The following is a 21831-nucleotide window of genomic DNA, read 5'->3' as shown; positions in this document are numbered from 1 at the left end:
TGAGGTGTCTACATTGAAAGATATTTTACTAATTTTATTATTGCAATTGATTTATGTTCCTATTTTAACATTAAGAACTATTTTTCTAGTTAAAGGGCTGAGTATGGCTGCTGCGTTTTTCGGCTTTGTAGAAGCAATTATTTACGTATTTGGATTGTCGCTTGTTTTTTCTGGAGACCAAAGTACTGTTTCGATGGTTGTTTATGCAGTCGGATTTGGAATTGGAATACTAGTTGGCAGTTACGTAGAAAACCGCTTAGCAATCGGCTATACAACATTAGTAGTTAATTTAACGAACAAAAATAAAATGCTTATTAACCGACTTCGCGAAGAAGGATTCGGAGTGACAGTGTTCCAAGGCGAAGGAAGGGACAGCGAGCGTTATCATTTGGATATATTGACAAAACGTAATAGAGAACCCGAACTAATGGATCTTATTGAACAATATGAACCAAGTGCCTTTATTATTTCATATGAAGCAAGAAGGTTTAAGGGTGGATTTTTATTGAACGCAATGAAGAAAGCAAAACATAAGAAATCGAACGTATTTTAGACACTAAATAGTAAGAAAAAAAATCAGAGAAACTGACGTAAAGTTTCTCTGATTTTTTTATTTAATATCATTTAAACGGTGAGTTTGCTGTCAATTAAGGATCTATTTAAACCAAGATAAATGTAAAGATAGATAGAAGAATTGATGTAATGATTATGGCGATTAGAGGGCGTAATGATTTTGTACGTAATTCTTTTAGGTTAATATTTAATCCTAAGCCAGTCATAGACATTGTTAAGATAAATGATGTAAAAGCAGCAATGTCTGACATGAAATTTTTAGATACTGGAACTTCTTTTCCAAGGACGTAGCTCCCTACAAAACTCATAATGACAAATCCAATTAAAAACCATGGAAACTCCAATTTTGCTTCTCCATCTAATTTTCCTTTCTTTTTCATCCAGAATAAAAGGATAAAACAAACCGGGATTAATAGAAAAACACGAGAAAGTTTGGCAAGCAAAGCATGAGCGAGAGCATCTTGACCTGCAGGAGCAGCTGCTAAAGCAACATGAGCAATCTCGTGAAGACTTATTCCAGCCCAAGCGCCATATTCAGTTGGGCTAATCGGTAATAAAGGATAGATTAGCGTATAAATGATAGAAAAAATTGTGCCAACTAATGCTATGATACCAACGGCCATAGCTGTGTCTTCATCTTTAGATTTAATGATTGGAGATACTGCAGCGATTGCAGCGGCGCCACAAATGCCTGTTCCAATACTTAATAATAAGGACAGATTAAAGTCTGCTTTAAGCCATTTTGCTATAAGTAAAAGAACAACAATCGAAAATATAATTGTTCCAGCCCCTTTTAGTAATAAAGGCAAACCGTCATTAAAAATGACAATAATATTTAGTTTTAATCCGTACAGTATGATGGCAAATCTTAAAAGTCTTTTTGAAGAAAATTGAATTCCTTCGCGCAACTTTTCAGGATAACCCAAAAATTGTCTATACACTAAAGCAAGTAAAATGGCACATGCAAGTGGTCCAACATGATCGAACCCTGGTAACTTTGCCATCAGAAAACCTAAAACAGCTATGATGAATGTAAAAGCTACTCCGTAGATCATCGATATATTTAACTGTTTAGTTGGCTTTTTTTGTTGCTCTGGTTCTGTATTAATTATTGCTTTTTGTTCCATCTTGTCCATCTCCTCGTGGCGTTCTATGTTATTATCGTATCGAATTATTTATCATAAGGAAAATAAATTATTATTATAGTTATAATAAGGAAATGCGATACATAGAAAAAGAAGAAATAGATTAACTAAAAATAAACAGAGCCTTTTCAAGTTTAGGCTTTGTTTTTTTATTTTAAAGCTATCCAATAAAGTGTGTCTTATTGGGACCTTATTATAATGAATAACGTTCTTAATATTAGTTAGACTTACATACAAATTAAAATCTTTAATTTTATTTCATTTTTATTTATGAGTATACTTAGTGTAGTAATATTTTAAATATTCAAAATAATTAATTTATAAAATGCTTCCAAGCGGTTGAAAGGGGGAATATTCAATTAATGAGTAATAACTTATACGAAATCTTAAATAGAAGCGCAATTAATTTCCCGGATAGTATCGCTTATATGTTTGGTGATCAGTGTGTAACATATGGGGAATTAAACCAGCTTGTAAATCAATTTGCTGCAGGAATGTCTGAACAAGGAATCGGCAAAGGAGATGGAGTTGCCCTTTTATTAGGAAATAGCCCAGAATTTCTCATTGCATACTATGGAATTTTGCGACTAGGTGCATTTGTTGTTCCAATTAATCCTTTGTTTACCCAAGATGAAATCAGCTACATATTGGAAAATAGTCAAGTAAAAGCGGTTATTGCTCATGAATCCGTTGGGCCAACGTTATCAGAACTAAAGAAACAGTTGGTTAATCTTAATTTAGTCATTTATACAGAAGCAGAGAAACAGGAATGGACATGGGAACACCTTATGAAACCGAGTGCAAGTGTAAGTGTAAGTGAAAGTCCATTCGTTGATCAAGAAGATCTAGCAGTTATTCTGTACACTTCGGGTACTACAGGCAAACCAAAGGGTGCAATATTAACACATCGAAATATGGCATCGAATGCAGATTCTATATCAAAATTGCTTGAAATGGATGAAAACGACCGAGTAGTTGCTGTTCTGCCAATGTTTCATGTTTTCTGTATGACAGTTTGTTTGAATGCATCGATTGCTTGTGGCTCAACAGTTTTAATTCAGCCTAAATTCAGTCCTGTCGATGTAGTCAATAACATCCAAAAAAGAAATGCCACAATATTTGCAGGAGTACCTACGATGTACAATTTTATCAATCAATTACCTGAAGCTTCGTCAGAGCATTTTAAATCCATTCGTATTTGTATTTCAGGTGGTGCTTCGATTCCAGTAGAGCTTCTGCAAAAATTTGAAAGTAAGTTCAACGTACCTATATTAGAGGGTTATGGACTTTCAGAAACTGCGCCACTTGTTGCAATTAATCCGTTAAAAGGAATTAGGAAACCAGGTTCAATCGGTAGAAATATTCCTGCTGTTCAAAGCAAAGTAGTAGATAAATTTGGAGAAGAATTGCCAAGAGGCGAGGTTGGAGAATTAGTTGTACAAGGGCCAAATGTAATGAAGGGATATTTAGGGATGCTAGAAGCTACATTGGCCACTTTTAAAGACGGGTGGTTTTACACTGGTGATCTTGCAACAATGGACGAAGATGGATACATCTACATTGTTGACCGAAAGAAGGACATGATTATTGTTGGAGGATACAATATTTATCCTCGTGAAGTGGAAGAAGTACTATATCAACATCCCGCAGTTGTAGAGGCAGCAGTAATTGGCGTACCTAATAAAGAATACGGAGAAAGTGTAAAAGCATACGTCGTAGTTAGAGATGAACTGTTCACAGAGAACGATATGATTCAATTTTGTAAAGATAAGTTAGTTAAATACAAGGTTCCTAAATATGTAGAACTTTGTAAAGAACTACCAAAGAATTCAACAGGGAAGATTTTGCGAAGAGAGTTAAGAGAATTGACTGAAGTAAAGTAAACAAATAAATCATTCATAAAGGGAGGATTCATTATGTCAACAATTTTAAAGGAAAAGGTTAAAGGGTCAGTAGCTTGGAAAGGAACAGACCTAGCAAAAGATGAATCTTGGATTTATTACTTATCTGAGGAAGCAATTGTTGAGCTTGAAAATGCACTAGCTCATGTTAAACAAAAGGGGTTAAAAGCATCCAATTTTAACAAAGAAGACTTCCAAGTTCCAAATCTTTTAAATGAAATTGATTACTTTGTTGAAGAACTTGAGAATGGAAGAGGATTTCTATTAATTCGAGGTTTACCGATTGAAAGATATACAGATGAAGAAGCAAGCATCATTTATTGGGGTCTTGGCCTTCATATGGGTACTCCAGTATCACAAAATGCTAATGGTGAACTTTTAGGGCACGTTAGAGATCAAGGTCTTAGTTTAGAAAATTCAAACGTTCGCGGTTACCAAACGAAACTGCATCTTCCTTTTCACGCTGATGGTTCTGATGTAGTAGGTTTATTAAGTCTACGAAAAGGGAAATTAGGGGGAGAGAGTAGCATTATAAGCTCAATGGCAGTTTACAATGAGATTCTAGAGAAGAACCCTGAATATTTAGGAATACTTTGTCGCCCGTTTAACTTTGATCGCCGTGGAGAAGAGGGGCCAGGAGAATCGCCAATATTTACATCACCAATTTTTAGTTACTATGATGGAAAACTAAGTTGCCGTTATGTTCGTTTATTTATCGAATCAGCACAAGCGAAAACGGGTATCGAGTTATCAAAAGTTGAAATCGAAGCATTAGATTTACTGGACTCTCTACTTCATGATGAAAATTTACATTTTAATATGATGCTGGAGCCAGGCGATATGCAATTTGTAAATAATTATACGGTTCTTCATTCACGAACTCAATACGAGGATTACGAAGAACTTGATCAAAAACGTCATTTATTAAGATTATGGCTCACGATGCCTAATGGCCGTGAAATTTCTCCGGATTTCGCAATGTTTTTTGACGAAAATACTGGAAAACCGGGTCGTGGCGGTGTACCTGCTCGTAATAAAACTGCGGGTGGAATAGTTGAAACTTTAAAGTAATTTTACTTCTGTAAGAATGAGTGTGAACACCTTTTCTTTTTTTAGAAAAGGTGTTCCTTAAATAGTGAAAAGTGAGGGATATACTTATATGCCAAGAACTCCAAAGTACGCCTGGGTTATCTTATTATTTCTAGTTCTTACCGGTATGATCAACCAAGTCGATAAAATTATCATTGGTTTGGTTTCTGTTCCCTTAATGAAAGAATTACATTTAAGTCCAACAAAATGGGGAGTTGTAGGAAGTTCATTTTTTTGGTTTTTTACATTTTCCTCAATGATACTCGGAGGAATGGCTGATTCGAAAAATACGAAAAAAATGTTGTCATGGCTGTCATTAGTTTGGCTAATTGTTCAGTTTGCAACTCCTTTTGCTTCTAGCTTAACTTTGCTTTTGATAACAAGAATGTTTTTAGGATTGGGCGAAGGACCAGCCCCAGCTCTTTCTACGGCAATCATGGGAAAATGGTTCCCAAAACATAGGCATGGTATAGGTTTTGGTGCGGTTCTTTTAGGAACGACCGGGGGTTCGGCAATTGCTTCCCCATTATTAATATCATTAATTGATAAACATGGATGGAAATCGGCATTTTTAGTGATGGGTGTTCTTGGACTGAGTGTGTTAGTTTTGTGGTTAATTTTCGGTAAAGAGAACCCAACAGAAATTGGACTATCAGCTATTCATCAATCAAAGAGCCAGTCTTCTAGCATTCCTAAGGTTTCAATGCGACAGTTTTTTCCACACCTATTTTCTAAAAACTTTCTATTAACCGTTATGTGCGGTGGTTGTGCATATTGGTTATTATCCATTCAGGCAGTGTGGTTCCCGTCTTACTTTACAAAAATTCAACAGTTTGACCCTCAGACTTTAAAACTAGCGGTATCATTGCCTTTTCTTTTTGCAGCTTTTTGCCAAATTGGATTTTCTATGCTATCTGATCGTCTTTACCGCAAAACAGGCAATATTCGTAAAGCCCGTATTAATCTTGCGGGTCTCATGATGATGTTATCTGCTATTTGTCTATATCTAGCGATAACCGTGAATTCAGTTACTATGTCTATTGTTTTCTTTACACTAGCACCTGGTTTTGCGTATGTAATTCTTTCACTTGCTCCAGCTATATTGATGGAGTTCTTTTCTCCCGAGAACATTGGAAAAGCCCAGGGAGCATTCATTGCATTTGCAAGTATATCTAGTATTATTGCTCCACTAGTCTTCGGATACTTTATCCAACATTCGCTAACCCAAGCAATTGGTTATAATTACGCATTTGGCTTTTCTTCATTAGGAATGTTAATTATAGGAATCGTATTTTGGCTTGGTGTACATCCCGCAAATCAAAGAAACGCAATAAATGAGTCGGGGGAGCAAATGAGTAGTATGAGTTAAAAATAAACGTTTTAACTATTTGACTATTAAATTAGTAATCTTCATTTTCGAAGGAGGAGTTTTAATGTCAACCATTTTAAATGAAAAAATTCAAGGGCGATCTGCGTGGAAAGGTATTGATCTAGCTAAAGATGAATCATGGATTTATTTTTTAACTGACACGACTATTGCTGTGCTTGAGAAGGCCACATTATGTGTTCAACAAAGGGGTTTAAAAGCACCTGATTTTAAAAAGGAAGATTTTCCAATTCCTGATCTAGCTGACGAAATAAAGTACTTTGTTGACGAATTAGAGAATGGAAGAGGTTTTCTTTTAATACGTGGATTGCCAATGGAGCGATATTCCGATGAAGAAGCAAGTATCATTTACTGGGGGCTTGGACTCCATTTGGGACTGCCAATCATCCAAAGTAAAAATGGTGAACTCCTAGGTCATATTAAAAATGTAGGCAAAGACTTTAATGATAATACAAAAGTACGTGGTTACCAAACGAATGTACATCTTGATTATCATACGGATCTTGCTGATGTGGTTGGATTACTATGTCTTCGTAAAGCTAAATCTGGTGGTTTAAGTAGTATCGCAAGTGCAATGTCGATCTATAATGAAATTCTGGAAAAACACCCAGAATATCTTGAAATTCTCTATCGTTCATTTGCCCATGACCTTCGTGGAGAGGAAACGCCAGGTCAATCACCTGTCGTTCAATCACCAATCTTTAGCTATTTCGGTGGTAAATTAAGCTGCAGATATATTCGCCAGTATGTTCAATCAGCACAAACGAAAACAGGTATCTTTTTGACAGAAGAGGAAATTGAAGCATTTGATTTTATTGATTCTCTTACTCATGATAAAAACTTCCATATCGATATGATGATGGAACCAGGTGACATGCAATTCGTTAATAATTATACTGTTTTCCATTCACGTACTCATTTTGAAGATTTCGAGGAAGAGGATAAAAAACGTCATTTATTAAGATTATGGCTAATGATGCCAAATGGTCGTAAAATTGCTCCAGGTTTTGAGTTTTATATTGGTGGTGCACCTATAAATAGCTAAAGAACTAGTGGAAAATAAGCTTATAAGTAATTGGTGATTTTATTCAAGGAAAAACGTGAATAAGATCACCATTTATCATTTAGATTGACTAATTGTCTAGATAAAAGTTTAGGTAATGAAAATTAAAACGAGAGAGGCTGATATTGTTTGGCAAAATTAGATCGGCAGGCAGAGAAGTTTTTAAGAGCACTAAAACAGATGCCACCAATTCATGAACTGGAACCCAAAATTGTAAGAGAAATGCTATCAAAGTCACCACGACCCCTTGTAAATTTAGAAGGATTATCAAAAGTAGAGGACTTTATGATTCCAGTAAGTAGTCATGAAGAAATTAATTGCCGAGTTTACATGCCAGAAGGTCAGGGGCCCTTTCCAATATTCATATACTACCATGGTGGTGGATGGGTTCTCGGGGATATTGAATCAACGGACGCAAGCTGTCGCTTAATTGCTAATAGAACAAAGAGCATTGTTGTATCAGTAAATTATCGCCTTGCACCAGAATATAAGTTTCCGACAGCAGTGGAAGATGCATTTTCTGCTTTGGAGTGGGTTTATGAAGATGGTATTTCCTTTAATGGGGATGTCTCTAGATTGATCGTTGGTGGAGATAGTGTAGGGGGAAATCTTGCTACAGTCGTTACAATGATTGCAAGAGACAGAAAGGGTCCTAGCATTTCTGGACAAGTTTTAATCTATCCCCCAACAAATCTTGAGTTTAATACAGAATCACATCAAATGTTTGCAAAAGGATTTGGTTTAGATCGAGAACAGCTAATTTGGTTCCGAACTCATTATTTAAGAAATGAAGAGGACGAGTCGGATGAGTACGCTTCTCCGTTAATAGCAAAAGATTTAAGTGGCCTTCCGCAAGCATTAATTATTACAGCGGAAAATGATGTACTACGGGATGAAGGGGTAGCCTATGCCAATCGGTTGAAAAAGTTTGGAGTACAAGTTGAATATGCATGTGAACCTGGAATGATCCACGGCTATTTTGCACATATGGCAATTTTTTCGAAAAATATTGAATCGACAGTTTCTAAGATTGATAAATTTATACGCTCTGCCTTTGACAAACGCTTACAATCAGTCTGATAATCAAGTCTTTTGGAATTTGTCTACACACTTAAAGAGCCTCAAAAATAGTGAGGCTCTATTACTTTGAACTATTAACTCAAATAAGTATATTAGAAATAAACGGTATTTCCGATACCACCAGTTACCGGTATTACTTCCCCAGTAATTGATGCTGATAAAGGTGATGCTAGGAACGTAACGACGTAAGCAATCTCCTCTGGAGTAATCAGGCGACCTAGAGAATTTAGTGATTTAACTTGTTGAATTGCTTCCTCATTCGTTACTTTGTCTCTAAAAGTTTCGGTATCAACAATTCCAGGATAAATTGCATTGACGTTAATTCCATGCTTTCCTAATTCCATTGATGCGGATTTTGTTAAATGAACGACAGATGCGTTGCGAGGACCAGAGCTAAAGTAATTGCCGCCAATCCTAGCAGCTAGTCCACTAATATTGATAATTCGTCCCCAGTTGTTTTCAATCATATATGGTGCAACGGCTCTAATACTTCGAAAATAACCCATATATTTTTCTTCAAAATCCTTTATAATAAGTTCTTCTTTAATACTATTAAAGTCCTCAGGCTCATGTCCACCAACACGGGCTCCACTATTAATTAAGATATCTATACTTCCCATTACTGCTGCTGATTTTTCTACTAGATTTAAGATGGAGTCTGGATCGGTAGTGTCAGCTACGATTGGATAAATATTTCGATTAGTTTCTTTTGCTAGTTCCTCTGCAGTCATCTTTAGCGTGGATTCATTTCTTGAACAAATCGTACAATCTACACCTTCAAGAGCTAGCTGGCGGGCAACAGCTTTACCAATACCTCGACTACCTCCAACAATAAGTGCTTTTTTTCCTGCTAATTTTAAATCCATTGTTCAGCCTCCGTTTCGATTCGATCGTACTATAAAAAATTGAATGATATAGTATTTACACATTACTATCCTAATTCTACATATAAATAGTATTTATATAAAATTAAAGATTTTAATTTGTAATTCAGTTGTGCTAATATATTGTGGTGGTAAAATCCTCTATGCAAAATGGAACATATTGCATATATTAGTAGTATTTATATGTAAGTTAAAATGTTTAATTTTATTTAACTGAAAATTATGAATATAATAAATAAAAAGAATATTTGGATGTAATTAAAGCTATGAAATGAATCGATGTAAATAAAGGGGGAAAGGGTATCTTTGTCATTTGGTTAGTAAATTTTGTAAGCGCTTTACTAAAAAGGGAGAATTGCTAATTTTGGTTAAAAACAGGATGCTTTTTAGAGATGTTCAATAATTAGAAGGAAAGAAAGGGAGATTTTTTTGAACACACCAAAATATTCTTGGATTATTTTATTAATTCTAGTTGCTTCTGGCATGGTCAATCAAGTTGATAAAATCATCATAGGTTTAGTTTCAGTTCCGATAATGAAAGAATTACATTTAAGTCCATCGCAATGGGGATTAGTTGGAAGCTCGTTTTTTTGGTTCTTTACGATCTCTTCTTTTATTCTTGGTGGCATGGCTGATTCTAAAAATACGAAAAAGATGTTTACTTGGATTATGTTAATATGGTTAATCGTTCAATTTACAACACCTTTTGTATCTAGTTTATCTCTATTAATGTTTTCAAGAATGCTATTAGGAGCAGGGGAAGGACCAGCTATTTCTATTTCAACTTCAATCATTGGAAAATGGTTTCCTAAACATAGACATGGTATTGGTTTTGGAGCGGTGCTCTTTGGAGCTACCATCGGACCTGCAATCGCCTCTCCACTATTAATCTCACTAATTAATCAATATAGTTGGAGAGCCGCATTTGTAGCAATGGGTACAGTCGGATGTATTGTTCTACTTTTATGGATGATTTTTGGAAAAGAAAGCCCAAAAGATATCGGATTCTCTACATATGAACAAGAGGTTAAAAACACAATAATCCCAAATAAGGTTTCATGGAAGCAGTTTTTTCCTTATATTTTTTCTAGAAATTTTATTTTCACTGCTATTTGCGCAGGTTGTGCATATTGGCTATTATCTGTTCAAGCTGTTTGGTTTCCTGCCTACTTTTCGAAGGTTCAACATTTTGATGGTAAAACATTAAAAATGGCAGTATCTTTACCTTTTCTCTTTGCGGCTATTTGCCAAATTGCATTTGCTTTAATATCAGACCGCATTTACCGCAAAACACAAGATATTCGAAGAGCAAGAATAAATCTTGCAGGAATTTCAATGATGTTATCAGCTATTTGTTTATACATTGGAAGCGTCGCAAATTCAAGTTTGATTTCCATCATATTCTTCATCCTTGCACCTGGTTTTGCGATTGTCATACTTTCACTTGCGCCAGCAATGTTAATGGAGTTTTTTTCACCAAAAAACATTGGAAAGGCTCAAGGGACATATGTTGCTATATCTAGTTCAACGAGTATTATTGCTCCTGTTATATTCGGTAATTTTATTGGAAATGCAGGCAGTGAGTCAGCTGGATATGGTTACGGATTTTTGGTGACCTCATTAGTTATGTTTGTTTTTGGATTATTATTTTGGATCACTGTACGTCCTGTAAAGCAAACAAATATTACGATCGCATTAGAAGAACAAGTCATTTTATAAAAAGTTTGATTTAATCGAGGAGGAAAGAGTATGTGTAAAAATAAGAGAGCCTTTGATGGAATCGATTGTTGCGTTGAATGTCATGAAGAATTATCCATTATGGAGAGAAATCGTAGTAACTGCTGGAGTTGCCAGGATAAAATAACTGAAACTTACGCTGATGACCATATCGATATCGAACCAGAAGTCAAAACTGAACAAAATATTAGTTCGAGATAACTAATAGATTCGAATAAAAAGGAGAAGCTTTCGCGTCCATTTTGAACGCAATTGCTTCTCCTTTTTAGCTATTAATAATTTCCGATTTTAGAAAATTAATATATTTATTAGCATATGTAGATAAATGTTTATCTTCTGATCGAACTAACCCTAAAGAAATGTTAACAGTATTATGGTTCACTAAATCGATTGGAATAATATCACCATTAATGACCGATGGATAATTTTGCATGACAAAATCAGGGGCAAATGTAATTGCCAAATTCTCATCTACGGCTTGGAGAAGTCCAGCCATATTATTTGTTGTAAATAGAATTTTCATAGGCTTATATTTGACAAAAAAATCTTGAACAAAATATTGCATTAATTCGCCTTTATATATGACGAGCGTTTGATCAAGAATGTCTTCAGGGGTTACAGTACCAAGAATAGCTAAAGGAGAATGCTTAGAAACGTATACTTTTTGCTTTCCATCAAGCAGTGCTTCAAAAGCGATCCCTTCCATATTTACTCCTAAATCACTTGAATATGTAATTAGGCCAAAATCAGTCTTATGCTGTTTAACATCATCTATTACCAATGTACCGCTTTTTTCAGTAACCTCCAGATTTACATGAGGATAATCATGGCTAAATGTAGAGATTGCTTTAACGAGAAATGTCATTAAACCCGGTAAAGAAGAAATACTAAGCTCACCCACCTCGGTAGAGTTAAATAAGTTAGCTGCTTCTTTTATTTCTTCAAGTTTTTTTTGAACTTCATAGGCCAGCTTTAAAATGACTCTGCCTTCATCAGTTGGTACAGCCCCATGTCCCCGCGAACGTTTAAATACTTTAATTTCTAGCTCCTTTTCTAAGTTTGTTATAGACTGGCTAATTGTTGATTGAGTCACATGTAGATTTTGAGCAGCTACTGACAAGGAACTGTATTTTGCGACTTCAACAATATAAATTAATTGTTCAATATTCATGGTTGTCCCCTTTTTTTGAATATTAGTGTTACTAACTTACACATTAAAATCTTTAATTTTTTTTCATTATAATTTATATGTATAATCAATATCAATAAGATTTTCAAAAATTAGAATATTCTTAATTTTAGGAGGGAAAGTAAAATGTCATTAACACAATTATTTGATTTAACAGGAAAGACGGCGATTGTTACAGGAGGCGGAAGTGGGTTGGGACGTGTAATGGCAATAGCTTTAGCAGAAGCAGGGGCAAATGTAGTAGTTTGTTCTAGACGTTTAGAAGTCTGCGAAGAAGTTGTAAAAGAAATAGAGGCATTAGGCAGACGTGCGTTAGCCATATCATTGGATGTGACTAGTCCGAAATCAATTGAAAAGGGATTAGAACAAGCTATTTCCCAATTTGGTAGCATCGAAATTTTAGTAAATAGTAGTGGAACTGTTTATGAAACGCCAGCTGCAGAAATGCCTTTAGAACAATGGCAATCTATGCTTGATACGAATGTGACAGGAACGTTTTTAATGTGTCAGGCAGTTGGTAAACATATGATTAATAACGAATATGGCAAAATCATTAATATTTCTTCTAGTATAGGGTTTAAAGGTGTTGACCCTGAAGCTGTAGATTCTGTTGGTTATACAACAAGTAAGGGTGCCGTTATGACTTTAACGAAAGACTTAGCAGTTAAGTGGGGGCGCCATGGTGTTAATGTAAACTCAATAGCTCCAGGAGTTTTCACTACAGGAATGAATAATCCAGAAATACCAGGAACGCTTGTACATAAAGCAGGTCCATTTATTGCTACTCAAGTTCCACTTAGAAGATTAGGTAGTGATCATGATTTAGTAGGTGCTACTCTTTACTTTGCTTCAGCAGCATCTAATTATTGTACAGGACAAATACTAGTTCTTGATGGAGGCCTTGGTGCTAAGTAAATTTCATCACAATAAATTAGTGATGTAAATTAGTGAAACTTAAATACAAGTTAAAAATACTAATTTTACTTTACAGAAAATTACAAATATACTGATAATAACGAATTCGAAGTAGTTTAAAGTGCTCTTACCGATGTAAGGGACTACTATAGACGAATTTAAAAAACATAAGTTGGAAGAGGGGATATAAGTGAGTAATATAAAGGGAATAAAAGAAGTAGTAGTGCACCATGCTGGAAATATTAATGTAGACGAATTGCCTTGGATTCCTTATTTTGGTGATTCAAAATTTAAATTACTTAAAGCAAACCCTGTAACAGGACAAACACTTACTTTATTATATGTACCAGCAAAAATGCAACTTCCTGCACATTTCCATCCTGGAACAGTTATTGTATATACTGTTCAAGGAACGTGGAGATATCTTGAGGAGTCTTGGATCTCTAAACCAGGAGATGTTGTATATGAACCTGCTGGATCGAAACATACGCCTACAGCTGTAGGTGACGAAGATGTTATTACATTTAATATTGTAGAAGGCACATTAGACTACATAGGTGAGAATGGTGAAATTCTTGCTAGAGATAATTGGGAAACATTCCTAAATAGATACTATGAATATTGTGCAGCTGAAGGAATCGAGCCTGTAGATGTAACTAAATATTAATAAATAGTATAAGAAAAGAGAATCTGACCGTCGTGTGACGGAAAGGATTCTCTTTTCTTATTTATGATTCTCTTATCTGCATTAAAGTAAATCTTTTACTGTTCATATATTAATAGAACTAACTTGTAAGTTAAATTCTTTAATTTTATTTAATTATTACTTATGAGTATAATTAGTTTATGGATTAATATTTATAAAATTTAGAATTTTTAAAATAAGGGGAGGTCTATAAATAGATGCCAACAGAAACAGTATTGATCACTGGTGCTACAAAAGGCATTGGATTGGAATTTGCAAAAGTTTTCGCAGGACAACACTATAACTTAGTCTTAGTTGCCAGAGATGGGATGTTGTTGGAAAAACAAGCTGAGTATTTAAATAAGGAATATGGAGTCGAAGTAAATACTTTTGTGGGTGATCTAAGTAACCATGAAACTGTTGAGAACTTGTATAGTTACTTGAAAACTGAAGCAATCAGCATCGATATTTTGATTAATAATGCCGGGGCTGGCGGATTAGGGCTAATGACAGAATTAGATATTAAGAAAGAAATAGAATGTCTGCAGCTGAATATGATTTCTTTAACATATTTAACTAGACTAATAGCAGATGAAATGGTTAAACAAAGACGCGGTAAAATTTTAAACGTTGCTTCAACAGCAGCATTTCAACCAACTCCACGAATGTCGATGTATGGGGCAAGTAAATCATATGTTTTATCTTTTACAGAAGCGATAGCTGAAGAACTAAAAGGTACTGGAGTTCAAGTTAGTGTACTATGTCCTCCGTCAACAAAGACACCACTTACTGAGGGGCTTGCTTCAACAGGAACAAAAATTTTTATTAAAAATTTAATGGACCCTAAAGCAGTTGCCAAATGTGGTTTCGAAGGCTTAATGAAAAATAAAACGGTGATCATTCCAGGCTTTAAAAATAAACTGATGGCTAAATCCGTTGGAATACTACCAAGGAAGTGGGTAACTATTTATACCCGAAAGATGATCGAGGAAAAAGTGTAAGTAACTTAAGACAATGAAGTGAGGGATCATGAATGCAGAATATTTATTTAGTTGAGGCACTACGAACTCCAATTGGGTGTTTTGGAGGCTCATTAAAAAATGTAGGTGCGATACAGCTTGCATCAACAGTTATTAAGGAGGTATGGCAAAGATCTGGTCTATCTGCTGATTGTATTGATGAAGTAATATTAGGGAATGTTCTAAAGTCAGGGCTTAAAGGAAATCCAGCAAGACAAGCCGCAATTAATGCTGGCTTACCTGTTTCGATACCAGCTATTACAATTGATAAACAATGTGCATCTGGACTACGAGCAATCACATTAGCCTATCATCAAATACTAGCTGGAGATTCGAATGTTGTAATTGCTGGAGGGACGGAAAGTATGAGTAATGTCCCACATTTAGTCATGAATGCAAGATGGGGACAAAAGATGGGAGACCTAAAGACAGTAGATGCAATTTTTCATGACGGACTTCACTGTGCAATAGAAGGTTATCATATGGGAGTTACAGCTGAAAATTTAGTTGAAGACTATCGTATATCACGAGAGGTGCAGGACATTTTTGCTTTAGAAAGTCAGCAAAAAGCGATTAGAGCTAGGGAACAGGGCAAATTTGAAAAAGAAATTGTTCCAGTTACGATTAAAACGAAACAAGGTCCCATTTTATTTAAAGAAGATGAGAACATAAAAAATACTAGTCTAGAGAAACTACAAACTCTTAAAGCAGCTTTTAAAGAGAATGGAACAGTGACAGCTGGAAATGCTTCATCATTAAATGATGGTGCAGCTGCTGTTATTATTGCATCTGAACAAGCAGTGAGAGAATATGGTTTAAAACCGCTTGCCAAAATTCGTTCGGTAGCAAGCGCTGCTGTTGCTCCTTCGATTATGGGAATTGGTCCTGTTCCAGCAACACAAAAAGCACTACAACGAGCAAAACTAACAATACAGGATATTGAATTGGCTGAGATTAATGAAGCATTCGCTGCACAAGTGCTAGCAGTAAATAAAGAATTAGGTATATCAGAGGAGATTATTAATGTAAATGGAGGAGCTATTGCATTAGGGCATCCAATCGGCTGTTCTGGTACTAGAATTGTAGTTACTTTATTACATGAATTAATACGTCAAAAGAAACAAATTGGGCTAGCGACTTTATGTGTAGGTGGTGGACAAGGAGTTTCAATGATCATAGAAGCTGTATAATCTATTTAAAAGAAATGGTAAGCAAATTCACCGAAGAATTGCTTACCATTTTAGTTTATAATCTAGATTCGTTTTTTAATTATCTTAATGAAGATAATCAAATGTATTTTTTGCTAATAATAAGAAGGTTACTGTGATAAAAAGGACTCGAACGTAGCCACTACCTTTCTTAATCGCAAATTTTGATCCACAAATGGCACCAGCTATTTGTGCAAGTCCCATAGCTAAACCATATGCATAATGAATTTGTCCTAAATACATAAACATTAATAATGCAGCTATATTACTTCCAAAATTTAAAAACTTTGCATTACCTGCCGCCTTTAAAAAATCAAATCCCATCATTAAAAAAGCGAATATTAAGAATGATCCTGTTCCAGGACCAATGAATCCATCGTAAAAACCAATACCAAAAATTAAAAGCATAAACAGAATGATCCGAGTAGCTGACAACTTTATATTAGAAGTAGTATCTCCCCAGTTTTTCTTAAAAATAGTATAAACTGCAACAGCAGCAAGCATCACGAGCATAAGTGGCTTAAGTACAGTAGGGTCTATTAAATGAACCGTCCAAGCTCCCAAAATCGAGCCAATAAAGGTGAGTGGGAATAACTTATAGACGGATTTCAAATCAAGCTTTCCAGATCGATAGAACATGATTGTGCTCGTTAAAGAGCCGATTGACCCAGCTAATTTGTTCGTTGCGACTGCAGCTGCTGGAGATAGACCAGTAAATAATAATACTGGTATAGTAATTAGCCCACCGCCTCCAACTACAGAATCAATAAATGCAGCTAAAAATCCAAATACAATTAAAGTTACTAATAACGATGGATCAATATGGAATATCATCAAATCTACCTTTCTTTTATTTACTAATTTGATAGTAGTTAAAATAGGAAACAATGTAAATCATTAATTTAGTAAAATAAGAATATTTTAATAATTACCACAGTAAAAAGCGATATGACACTATTTTATTTCGCTGGATTACTTACTGCAAAAATAATCATGAGTTTTTATTTTGGCTTGTTCCATTTCCTAAAATTTTGCATATATTGATATGTGATAATTTAATGATGGGGTGTGTATGGATTGAATTTCGAACAATCAAATACTACTACTGAAATAAGACAAGCTAAAGAAAAATACTTTGAAAAAAACATCAATCGTTTAACGCAAGAAATTGTTACAAAGATCGAAATGAAGATGGCACTTGAAGAACTAAAAGTTAAACGTATTATCCGATATGATGGTCTAGAAAATGATGAAGTTATTAAACAAGTACAAAATGATTTAACAAAAATATTGGAAGATGCAATTAAAGATATTCAACTAAAAATGAATGAAATTGAGCTCTATTTTAATTCATTAGATGAAATAAAAGGCAATTCAACAAGGAAAAACGATTTCAATAAATAAAAAGAGTGAGAAACACTAGGTTTCTTCACTCTATTTTTTTTTGCCAATGTTTGGGGCGGATTCATTTTGGGTAATTGCTTATTTATCGTTAATGTTGATATTAATAATAATTTGTCTATCACAATGAGATGGTGATTGACCATTTTGGATAGCACGTAATATTTTAGCGATTACATCTGTACAGCAATCGCAATTCTTGTGTTCACAGCTGTCACACTCATGGTCTTCGCAGCAATCACATTCATGGTCTTCGCAGCAATCACATTCATAGTCTTCGCAGCAGTCACATTCATGGTCTTCGCAGCAGTCGCATTCATGGTCTTCACAACAGTCACATTCATGGTCTTCGCAGCAGTCGCATTCATGGTCTTCACAGCAATCACATTTATGCCTGTCGAAATGTTTTCGAGTTTTCTTATCTGTTTTGCAACAACAATTAATATTTATATTCACCTTAATACAGCAATCACATTTCTTGTGCTCATGACAATCACATTTCTTGTGTTCGTGACAATCGCATTTCTTGTGCTCATGGCAATCACATTTCTTGTGCTCATGACAATCACATTTCTTGTGCTCATGACAATCGCATTTTTTGTGTTCGTGACAATCGCATTTCTTGTGCTCATGGCAATCACATTTCTTGTGCTCATGACAATCGCATTTCTTGTGCTCATGACAATCGCATTTTTTGTGTTCACAGCAATTACATTTCTTGTGCTCATGACAATCGCATTTCTTGTGTTCACAGCAATTACATTTCTTATGTTCATGACAATTGCATCTCATGTGTTCGCAGCAATCACATTTCTTGTGCTCATGACAATCGCATCTCATGTGTTCGCAGCAGTCACATTTCTTGTGCTCATGACAATCGCATCTCTTATGTTCGCAACAACATTTGCATGGCGGACATGGAGGGCACGGCGGGCATGGAGGACACGGCGGGCACGGTCGACACGGAGGACACGGTGGGCTCGGCGGACTCGGCGGCTTAGGTGGACTCGGCGGCTTAGGTGGACTTGGCGGCTTAGGAGGACTCGGTGGCTTAGGAGGACTCGGCGGACTTGGAGGACACGGTGGACTGGGCGGACACATTGGTTTAATTGGCTTACGTATATCTTTCATTAAAAAATCACCCATTAAAATTGAATTATTTAGGTCTTCAAACTATCAATATGTACAAATAGGACAGCTTGTCAGTGTCTTTGACTATATTTACTTTATTTAGATGAAAATATGTACAAGATGTTAGTCCAAAAAATATAATTCTAAAAATAAAAAAAGGTAACTCTCCAAAAATTAGAGTTACCTTTTTAGTTTAATTAAAGTGAATTAACTTCCTCAGTTGAAATTACTTTCTTATTTGACTGTTTTTTATGCAGCCATTGATAAATGATTGGTATTACTAAAAAGCTATTTAAAGTAGAGGTGATCATCCCACCGATTACTACAATTCCTAATGTTTGTGAAATGACAGTATCACCTTGATGTGAAAATGCTAGTGGTAATAGTGTTAAAATCGTTGTTGCTGCTGTAATTAAGATTGGTCTAATCCTTGAAAGACTACCTGAAATAACTGCGTCTTCAATATTCATACCGTTTTTGCGATTACGTTCAATTTTATCAACTAGTACGATCCCATTTGTCACTACAATTCCTGTTAACATTAAGACTCCAATTAATGCTGCTAAATTCCATTCTCCTCCTACTATTACTAAAGAGATGACAACACCACTTAATGCTAAAGGAATGCTTAATAATACAGAAACTGGAGCTCTCCAGCCTTTGAATAATGATGAAGTAATAACCATAACTAAGAGTATAGAGAAGGCTACGGCAATCGACATATCAAAAATCATTTCTTTAACTTGTTGAGTAATACCTCCCATAGAGTAACTTACTCCTTTAGGAAGATCTTGTTTACTAATGACGTTATCAACTTGTTTGGCAACTTTACTAATGTCATTTGAAGTAATTTGGCCTGTTACGATTGAATAAGGCTCTCCATTACGTTCGTTAATTGTTGAAGGAGCAGTATCTTTCGTAATAGATGCAATTTGTTCAAGTTTGACAGTTTTATTACTGCTTGTTAGGAAAGTTTCATTTTTAAGCGAATTGATGACATCTTCTGGTGATGCATTTAATTGAACTTGTGTTTTTCCACTACTAATTTGATCAAGATACATATCAACTGGCAGACTTACATGGTCAACTACAAATGTAGCATCTTTTGACTGTGACATATAACGGTTAATCACTTTCATTACATCTGCTAATTGAATTCCATTTTGATTAATTGCTTGTTGATTAAATGTAATTTTATATTTTGGAAGACCAGATGTTAAATCTACTTTTCCATCAACACTTAATCCATCAATCTTCACAAGTTTTGATCTCATTTGGTCTGCAATCTTGTCTAGTGTAGCTTGATCAGAGCCAGTAAATATGACTTTCAATAAAGAATCATCACCGGCAATACTTGTACTTGAAACAGTATAAGCTACGTTATTAGATAATTTTGGAAGTTGGTTTCCAAGTTGTTTAATGATTGAATCTGCATCTTTTGAGTCTTTTAAAACAACTGATAGATTCGCTACATTAGGTTTTTGTAGGAAACCACCACCTTGGTCGAATACATCGTCACCTTGAGGCGTATTAGTCGAACCAAAATTAGCAGTATACGACTTTACTTTAGGGTTTTCTTTTAATTGATTTTCCACTTTTTGAACTTCTGTATCAACTTGCATTAATGTGCTTCCTTGAGGTAAATCAAGTTTAATTGCGACTTGGCCAGTTTTAGCAGTTGGCAAGAATGATACTGGTAAAAATGATCCATATGCTGCAGCAAAAATAAATAATAGTACGGATATAGAAATAGTTAATTTTTTCTTTTTAATCGTATTTTTTAAGATCGGCTGCATGATTGGTTCTAACGAAACAGCTTTTGTTTTCTTTGTATTATTTTTCCAACCCATTAGTGCAAGTGCTGGAATAACAAGAATTGCTACAAAGAACGATATAATTAAAGAGATAACAACTGACCATGCAAAACCGCTATATGAAGCACTGATTGTTCCACCTACAAAGGCAATTGGAATATAAACAGCAATTGTCGTAAGTGTAGATGCTAAAATAGCAGGTGTCATTTCATAAACTGCCGAACTTAATGAAAATAGTAATGATTTATCAGGGTTTTGTTCTCTTTTACGGTACATATTATCAAGGATAACGATGGAATCATCAACAATACGTCCCATTGCAACAATTAAACCTGAAACGGTTAAGATATTAAGTGTAATGCCCATTGATTTTAGAATAGCTGTTGTAGCTAATAAAGAAATTGGTAATGAAATTGCAATGGTTAATGTTGATCTAACATTTCGGAAGAAGAAGAATACACAAACCATTGAGAAAAGACAGCCAAGTAAACCTTCGCGAATTAAACCATTTAGTGAATCATTTAATTCTTTTTCACGGTCTAATTGAGGCGTTAATTTTACAGTACCATCTTTTACTTGTTGTAAACCTTTAATTCTTTCTTTTACATTTTTTGCTACGTCTGTAATGTTTGCACTTTGCGTTTTAATCACATTTAATTGAACACTTGTTTTTCCATCTGTTCTTGCAATCGTTTTTACATCATTTAGGGCATGAGTAACAGTTGCAAATGCCGACAGTGGAATTTGATTACCATCTGAATTTTTGATTTTTACATCACCGAGTTGTTTCTCATTTAAATTCCATCCATCAAATTTAACTGGAATAGATAATTGGTTTTGTAAGATAGTCCCTTCAGGGAAGGCTGGAATTGCTACTGCTAAGGCTTTATTTAAGTCGTCTAAAGTAAGTTTATTTTTTGCTAGGTCTTTCGTTCTAACAGTTAGTACATATCCGTCCTTTGCTCCACCGAATACTGATACATCAGATACACCAGGAACCGTTTTAAGGTGCTGTACAATATCCATTTGTGTAATTGATTTTAATGTATTGTCATCTAATTTATCACTAGTTAAACTGTAGGTTAAAATAGGAAATGAACTAGTTGTAAGTCTTGTTACTAGAGGTTTAGATGTAATTGTCGGAGGAATGTCCGCATTTTCTAAAGCTCTATTCACATCAACTTCGGCTTGCTTCATATCTGTATTCATTGGGAAGTACAGACTCATAAAAACTCCACCATCATAGGAGCTTGTTTCAATATCTTGTAATCCTTCTGTTGTTCTTACAGCACTTTCAAGATTATTGGTTATATTTTGTTTTACTTGATCCGCCTGGTACATAGGTAGACGCATGCTAACTGTAAGAGTCGTATTATTAATACCCGGTAAATAATCACGTTGCATTTGGTAAGCTGAAATAGCACCCCAAGCAACAATCATAACGACACAAACGATCATTAAAATTGCTCTTTGCATGGTCCCTTCTATAAATTTCTTCATCCTATACCTCCTAAGATTTTTATTGAAAATAGAAAATTATTTCATAAATCAACTCCATGTCATTTTAAAATTCCTAACTGAAACTTTAATGAATAATCAATTAAAATTAG

The 21831-nt window shown here is 34.9% G+C and carries 19 protein-coding genes; 12 read left to right on the top strand and 7 right to left on the bottom strand.

The annotated features are described in order from the left end of the window. Nucleotides 1-13: 13 nt before the first annotated feature. Nucleotides 14-553, top strand: a complete 540-nt coding sequence (locus tag ACFWM3_RS13330; RefSeq protein ID WP_390311637.1) for a DUF2179 domain-containing protein — start codon at nt 14-16, stop codon at nt 551-553. 106 nt (nt 554-659) lie between these two features. Here the strand turns inward: ACFWM3_RS13330 and ACFWM3_RS13325 are convergent, their stop codons facing one another. Further along, complete coding sequence (locus ACFWM3_RS13325; RefSeq protein ID WP_390311661.1) at nt 660-1628, bottom strand: YeiH family protein; 969 nt, start codon at nt 1626-1628, stop codon at nt 660-662. 452 nt (nt 1629-2080) lie between these two features. Here ACFWM3_RS13325 and ACFWM3_RS13320 point away from each other — a divergent pair, with 452 nt between their 5' ends. The 5 genes from ACFWM3_RS13320 to ACFWM3_RS13300 all read left to right on the top strand — a co-directional run bounded on the left by ACFWM3_RS13320 (nt 2081) and on the right by ACFWM3_RS13300 (nt 8238). Then, nucleotides 2081-3601 carry a long-chain-fatty-acid--CoA ligase gene (locus ACFWM3_RS13320; protein WP_390311636.1) on the top strand — a complete coding sequence of 507 codons (1521 nt, stop codon included), beginning with the start codon at nt 2081-2083 and terminating at the stop codon, nt 3599-3601. Between the two features lie 33 nt (nt 3602-3634). Further along, a complete protein-coding gene (locus tag ACFWM3_RS13315) occupies nt 3635-4690 on the top strand; it encodes a TauD/TfdA family dioxygenase (protein ID WP_390311635.1) in 1056 nt (351 codons plus the stop codon). Between the two features lie 64 nt (nt 4691-4754). After that, complete coding sequence (locus ACFWM3_RS13310; RefSeq protein WP_390311634.1) at nt 4755-6077, top strand: MFS transporter; 1323 nt, start codon at nt 4755-4757, stop codon at nt 6075-6077. Nucleotides 6078-6141: 64 nt separating this feature from the next. Next, nucleotides 6142-7140 (top strand): TauD/TfdA family dioxygenase, encoded by a 999-nt coding sequence (locus tag ACFWM3_RS13305; RefSeq protein ID WP_390311633.1) that lies wholly within the window; start codon nt 6142-6144, stop codon nt 7138-7140. A gap of 147 nt (nt 7141-7287) precedes the next feature. Continuing rightward, on the top strand, nt 7288-8238 hold the full coding sequence (locus tag ACFWM3_RS13300) for an alpha/beta hydrolase (protein ID WP_390311632.1): 951 nt from the start codon (nt 7288-7290) through the stop codon (nt 8236-8238). Between the two features lie 92 nt (nt 8239-8330). On the opposite strand, the gene ACFWM3_RS13295 is transcribed toward ACFWM3_RS13300, so the two are convergent. Further along, nucleotides 8331-9104: an SDR family NAD(P)-dependent oxidoreductase gene (locus tag ACFWM3_RS13295; RefSeq protein WP_056467779.1), complete on the bottom strand. Its 774-nt coding sequence runs from the start codon at nt 9102-9104 to the stop codon at nt 8331-8333. Between the two features lie 447 nt (nt 9105-9551). Between ACFWM3_RS13295 and ACFWM3_RS13290 the strand changes: the two genes are divergently transcribed. Next, nucleotides 9552-10841: an MFS transporter gene (locus ACFWM3_RS13290; protein WP_056467776.1), complete on the top strand. Its 1290-nt coding sequence runs from the start codon at nt 9552-9554 to the stop codon at nt 10839-10841. Between the two features lie 283 nt (nt 10842-11124). Here the strand turns inward: ACFWM3_RS13290 and ACFWM3_RS13285 are convergent, their stop codons facing one another. Beyond that, entirely contained in the window at nt 11125-12030 is a 906-nt protein-coding gene (locus tag ACFWM3_RS13285; protein WP_390311631.1) for a LysR family transcriptional regulator, read from the bottom strand. A 144-nt stretch (nt 12031-12174) separates the two neighbouring features. Between ACFWM3_RS13285 and ACFWM3_RS13280 the strand changes: the two genes are divergently transcribed. The 4 genes from ACFWM3_RS13280 to ACFWM3_RS13265 all read left to right on the top strand — a co-directional run bounded on the left by ACFWM3_RS13280 (nt 12175) and on the right by ACFWM3_RS13265 (nt 15857). Further along, nucleotides 12175-12963, top strand: coding sequence for an SDR family NAD(P)-dependent oxidoreductase (locus ACFWM3_RS13280; protein ID WP_056467766.1), 789 nt, complete (start codon nt 12175-12177; stop codon nt 12961-12963). 190 nt (nt 12964-13153) lie between these two features. Further along, nucleotides 13154-13630 carry a 2,4'-dihydroxyacetophenone dioxygenase family protein gene (locus tag ACFWM3_RS13275; RefSeq protein ID WP_056467765.1) on the top strand — a complete coding sequence of 159 codons (477 nt, stop codon included), beginning with the start codon at nt 13154-13156 and terminating at the stop codon, nt 13628-13630. A gap of 236 nt (nt 13631-13866) precedes the next feature. Beyond that, nucleotides 13867-14649: an SDR family NAD(P)-dependent oxidoreductase gene (locus tag ACFWM3_RS13270; protein WP_390311630.1), complete on the top strand. Its 783-nt coding sequence runs from the start codon at nt 13867-13869 to the stop codon at nt 14647-14649. A 32-nt stretch (nt 14650-14681) separates the two neighbouring features. Beyond that, a complete protein-coding gene (locus ACFWM3_RS13265) occupies nt 14682-15857 on the top strand; it encodes a thiolase family protein (RefSeq protein ID WP_390311629.1) in 1176 nt (391 codons plus the stop codon). Between the two features lie 84 nt (nt 15858-15941). On the opposite strand, the gene ACFWM3_RS13260 is transcribed toward ACFWM3_RS13265, so the two are convergent. Then, a complete protein-coding gene (locus tag ACFWM3_RS13260) occupies nt 15942-16709 on the bottom strand; it encodes a TSUP family transporter (protein ID WP_390311628.1) in 768 nt (255 codons plus the stop codon). A 243-nt stretch (nt 16710-16952) separates the two neighbouring features. Between ACFWM3_RS13260 and ACFWM3_RS13255 the strand changes: the two genes are divergently transcribed. Continuing rightward, on the top strand, nt 16953-17279 hold the full coding sequence (locus tag ACFWM3_RS13255) for a hypothetical protein (RefSeq protein ID WP_056467752.1): 327 nt from the start codon (nt 16953-16955) through the stop codon (nt 17277-17279). 170 nt (nt 17280-17449) lie between these two features. Here the strand turns inward: ACFWM3_RS13255 and ACFWM3_RS13250 are convergent, their stop codons facing one another. The 3 genes from ACFWM3_RS13250 to ACFWM3_RS13240 all read right to left on the bottom strand — a co-directional run bounded on the left by ACFWM3_RS13250 (nt 17450) and on the right by ACFWM3_RS13240 (nt 21721). Next, a complete protein-coding gene (locus ACFWM3_RS13250) occupies nt 17450-17662 on the bottom strand; it encodes a hypothetical protein (RefSeq protein ID WP_390311627.1) in 213 nt (70 codons plus the stop codon). Nucleotides 17663-17728: 66 nt separating this feature from the next. Further along, entirely contained in the window at nt 17729-18052 is a 324-nt protein-coding gene (locus tag ACFWM3_RS13245) for a hypothetical protein (RefSeq protein ID WP_390311626.1), read from the bottom strand. A 552-nt stretch (nt 18053-18604) separates the two neighbouring features. Next, nucleotides 18605-21721, bottom strand: coding sequence for an efflux RND transporter permease subunit (locus ACFWM3_RS13240; protein ID WP_390311625.1), 3117 nt, complete (start codon nt 21719-21721; stop codon nt 18605-18607). Nucleotides 21722-21831 lie beyond the last annotated feature (110 nt).

Source organism: Gottfriedia sp. NPDC058432 (assembly GCF_042721555.1).
GTDB lineage: Bacteria > Bacillota > Bacilli > Bacillales > Bacillaceae_G > Gottfriedia.
The sequence above is the reverse complement of the archived record's forward strand: the minus strand, read 5'-3'. Positions and strand labels throughout refer to the sequence as shown.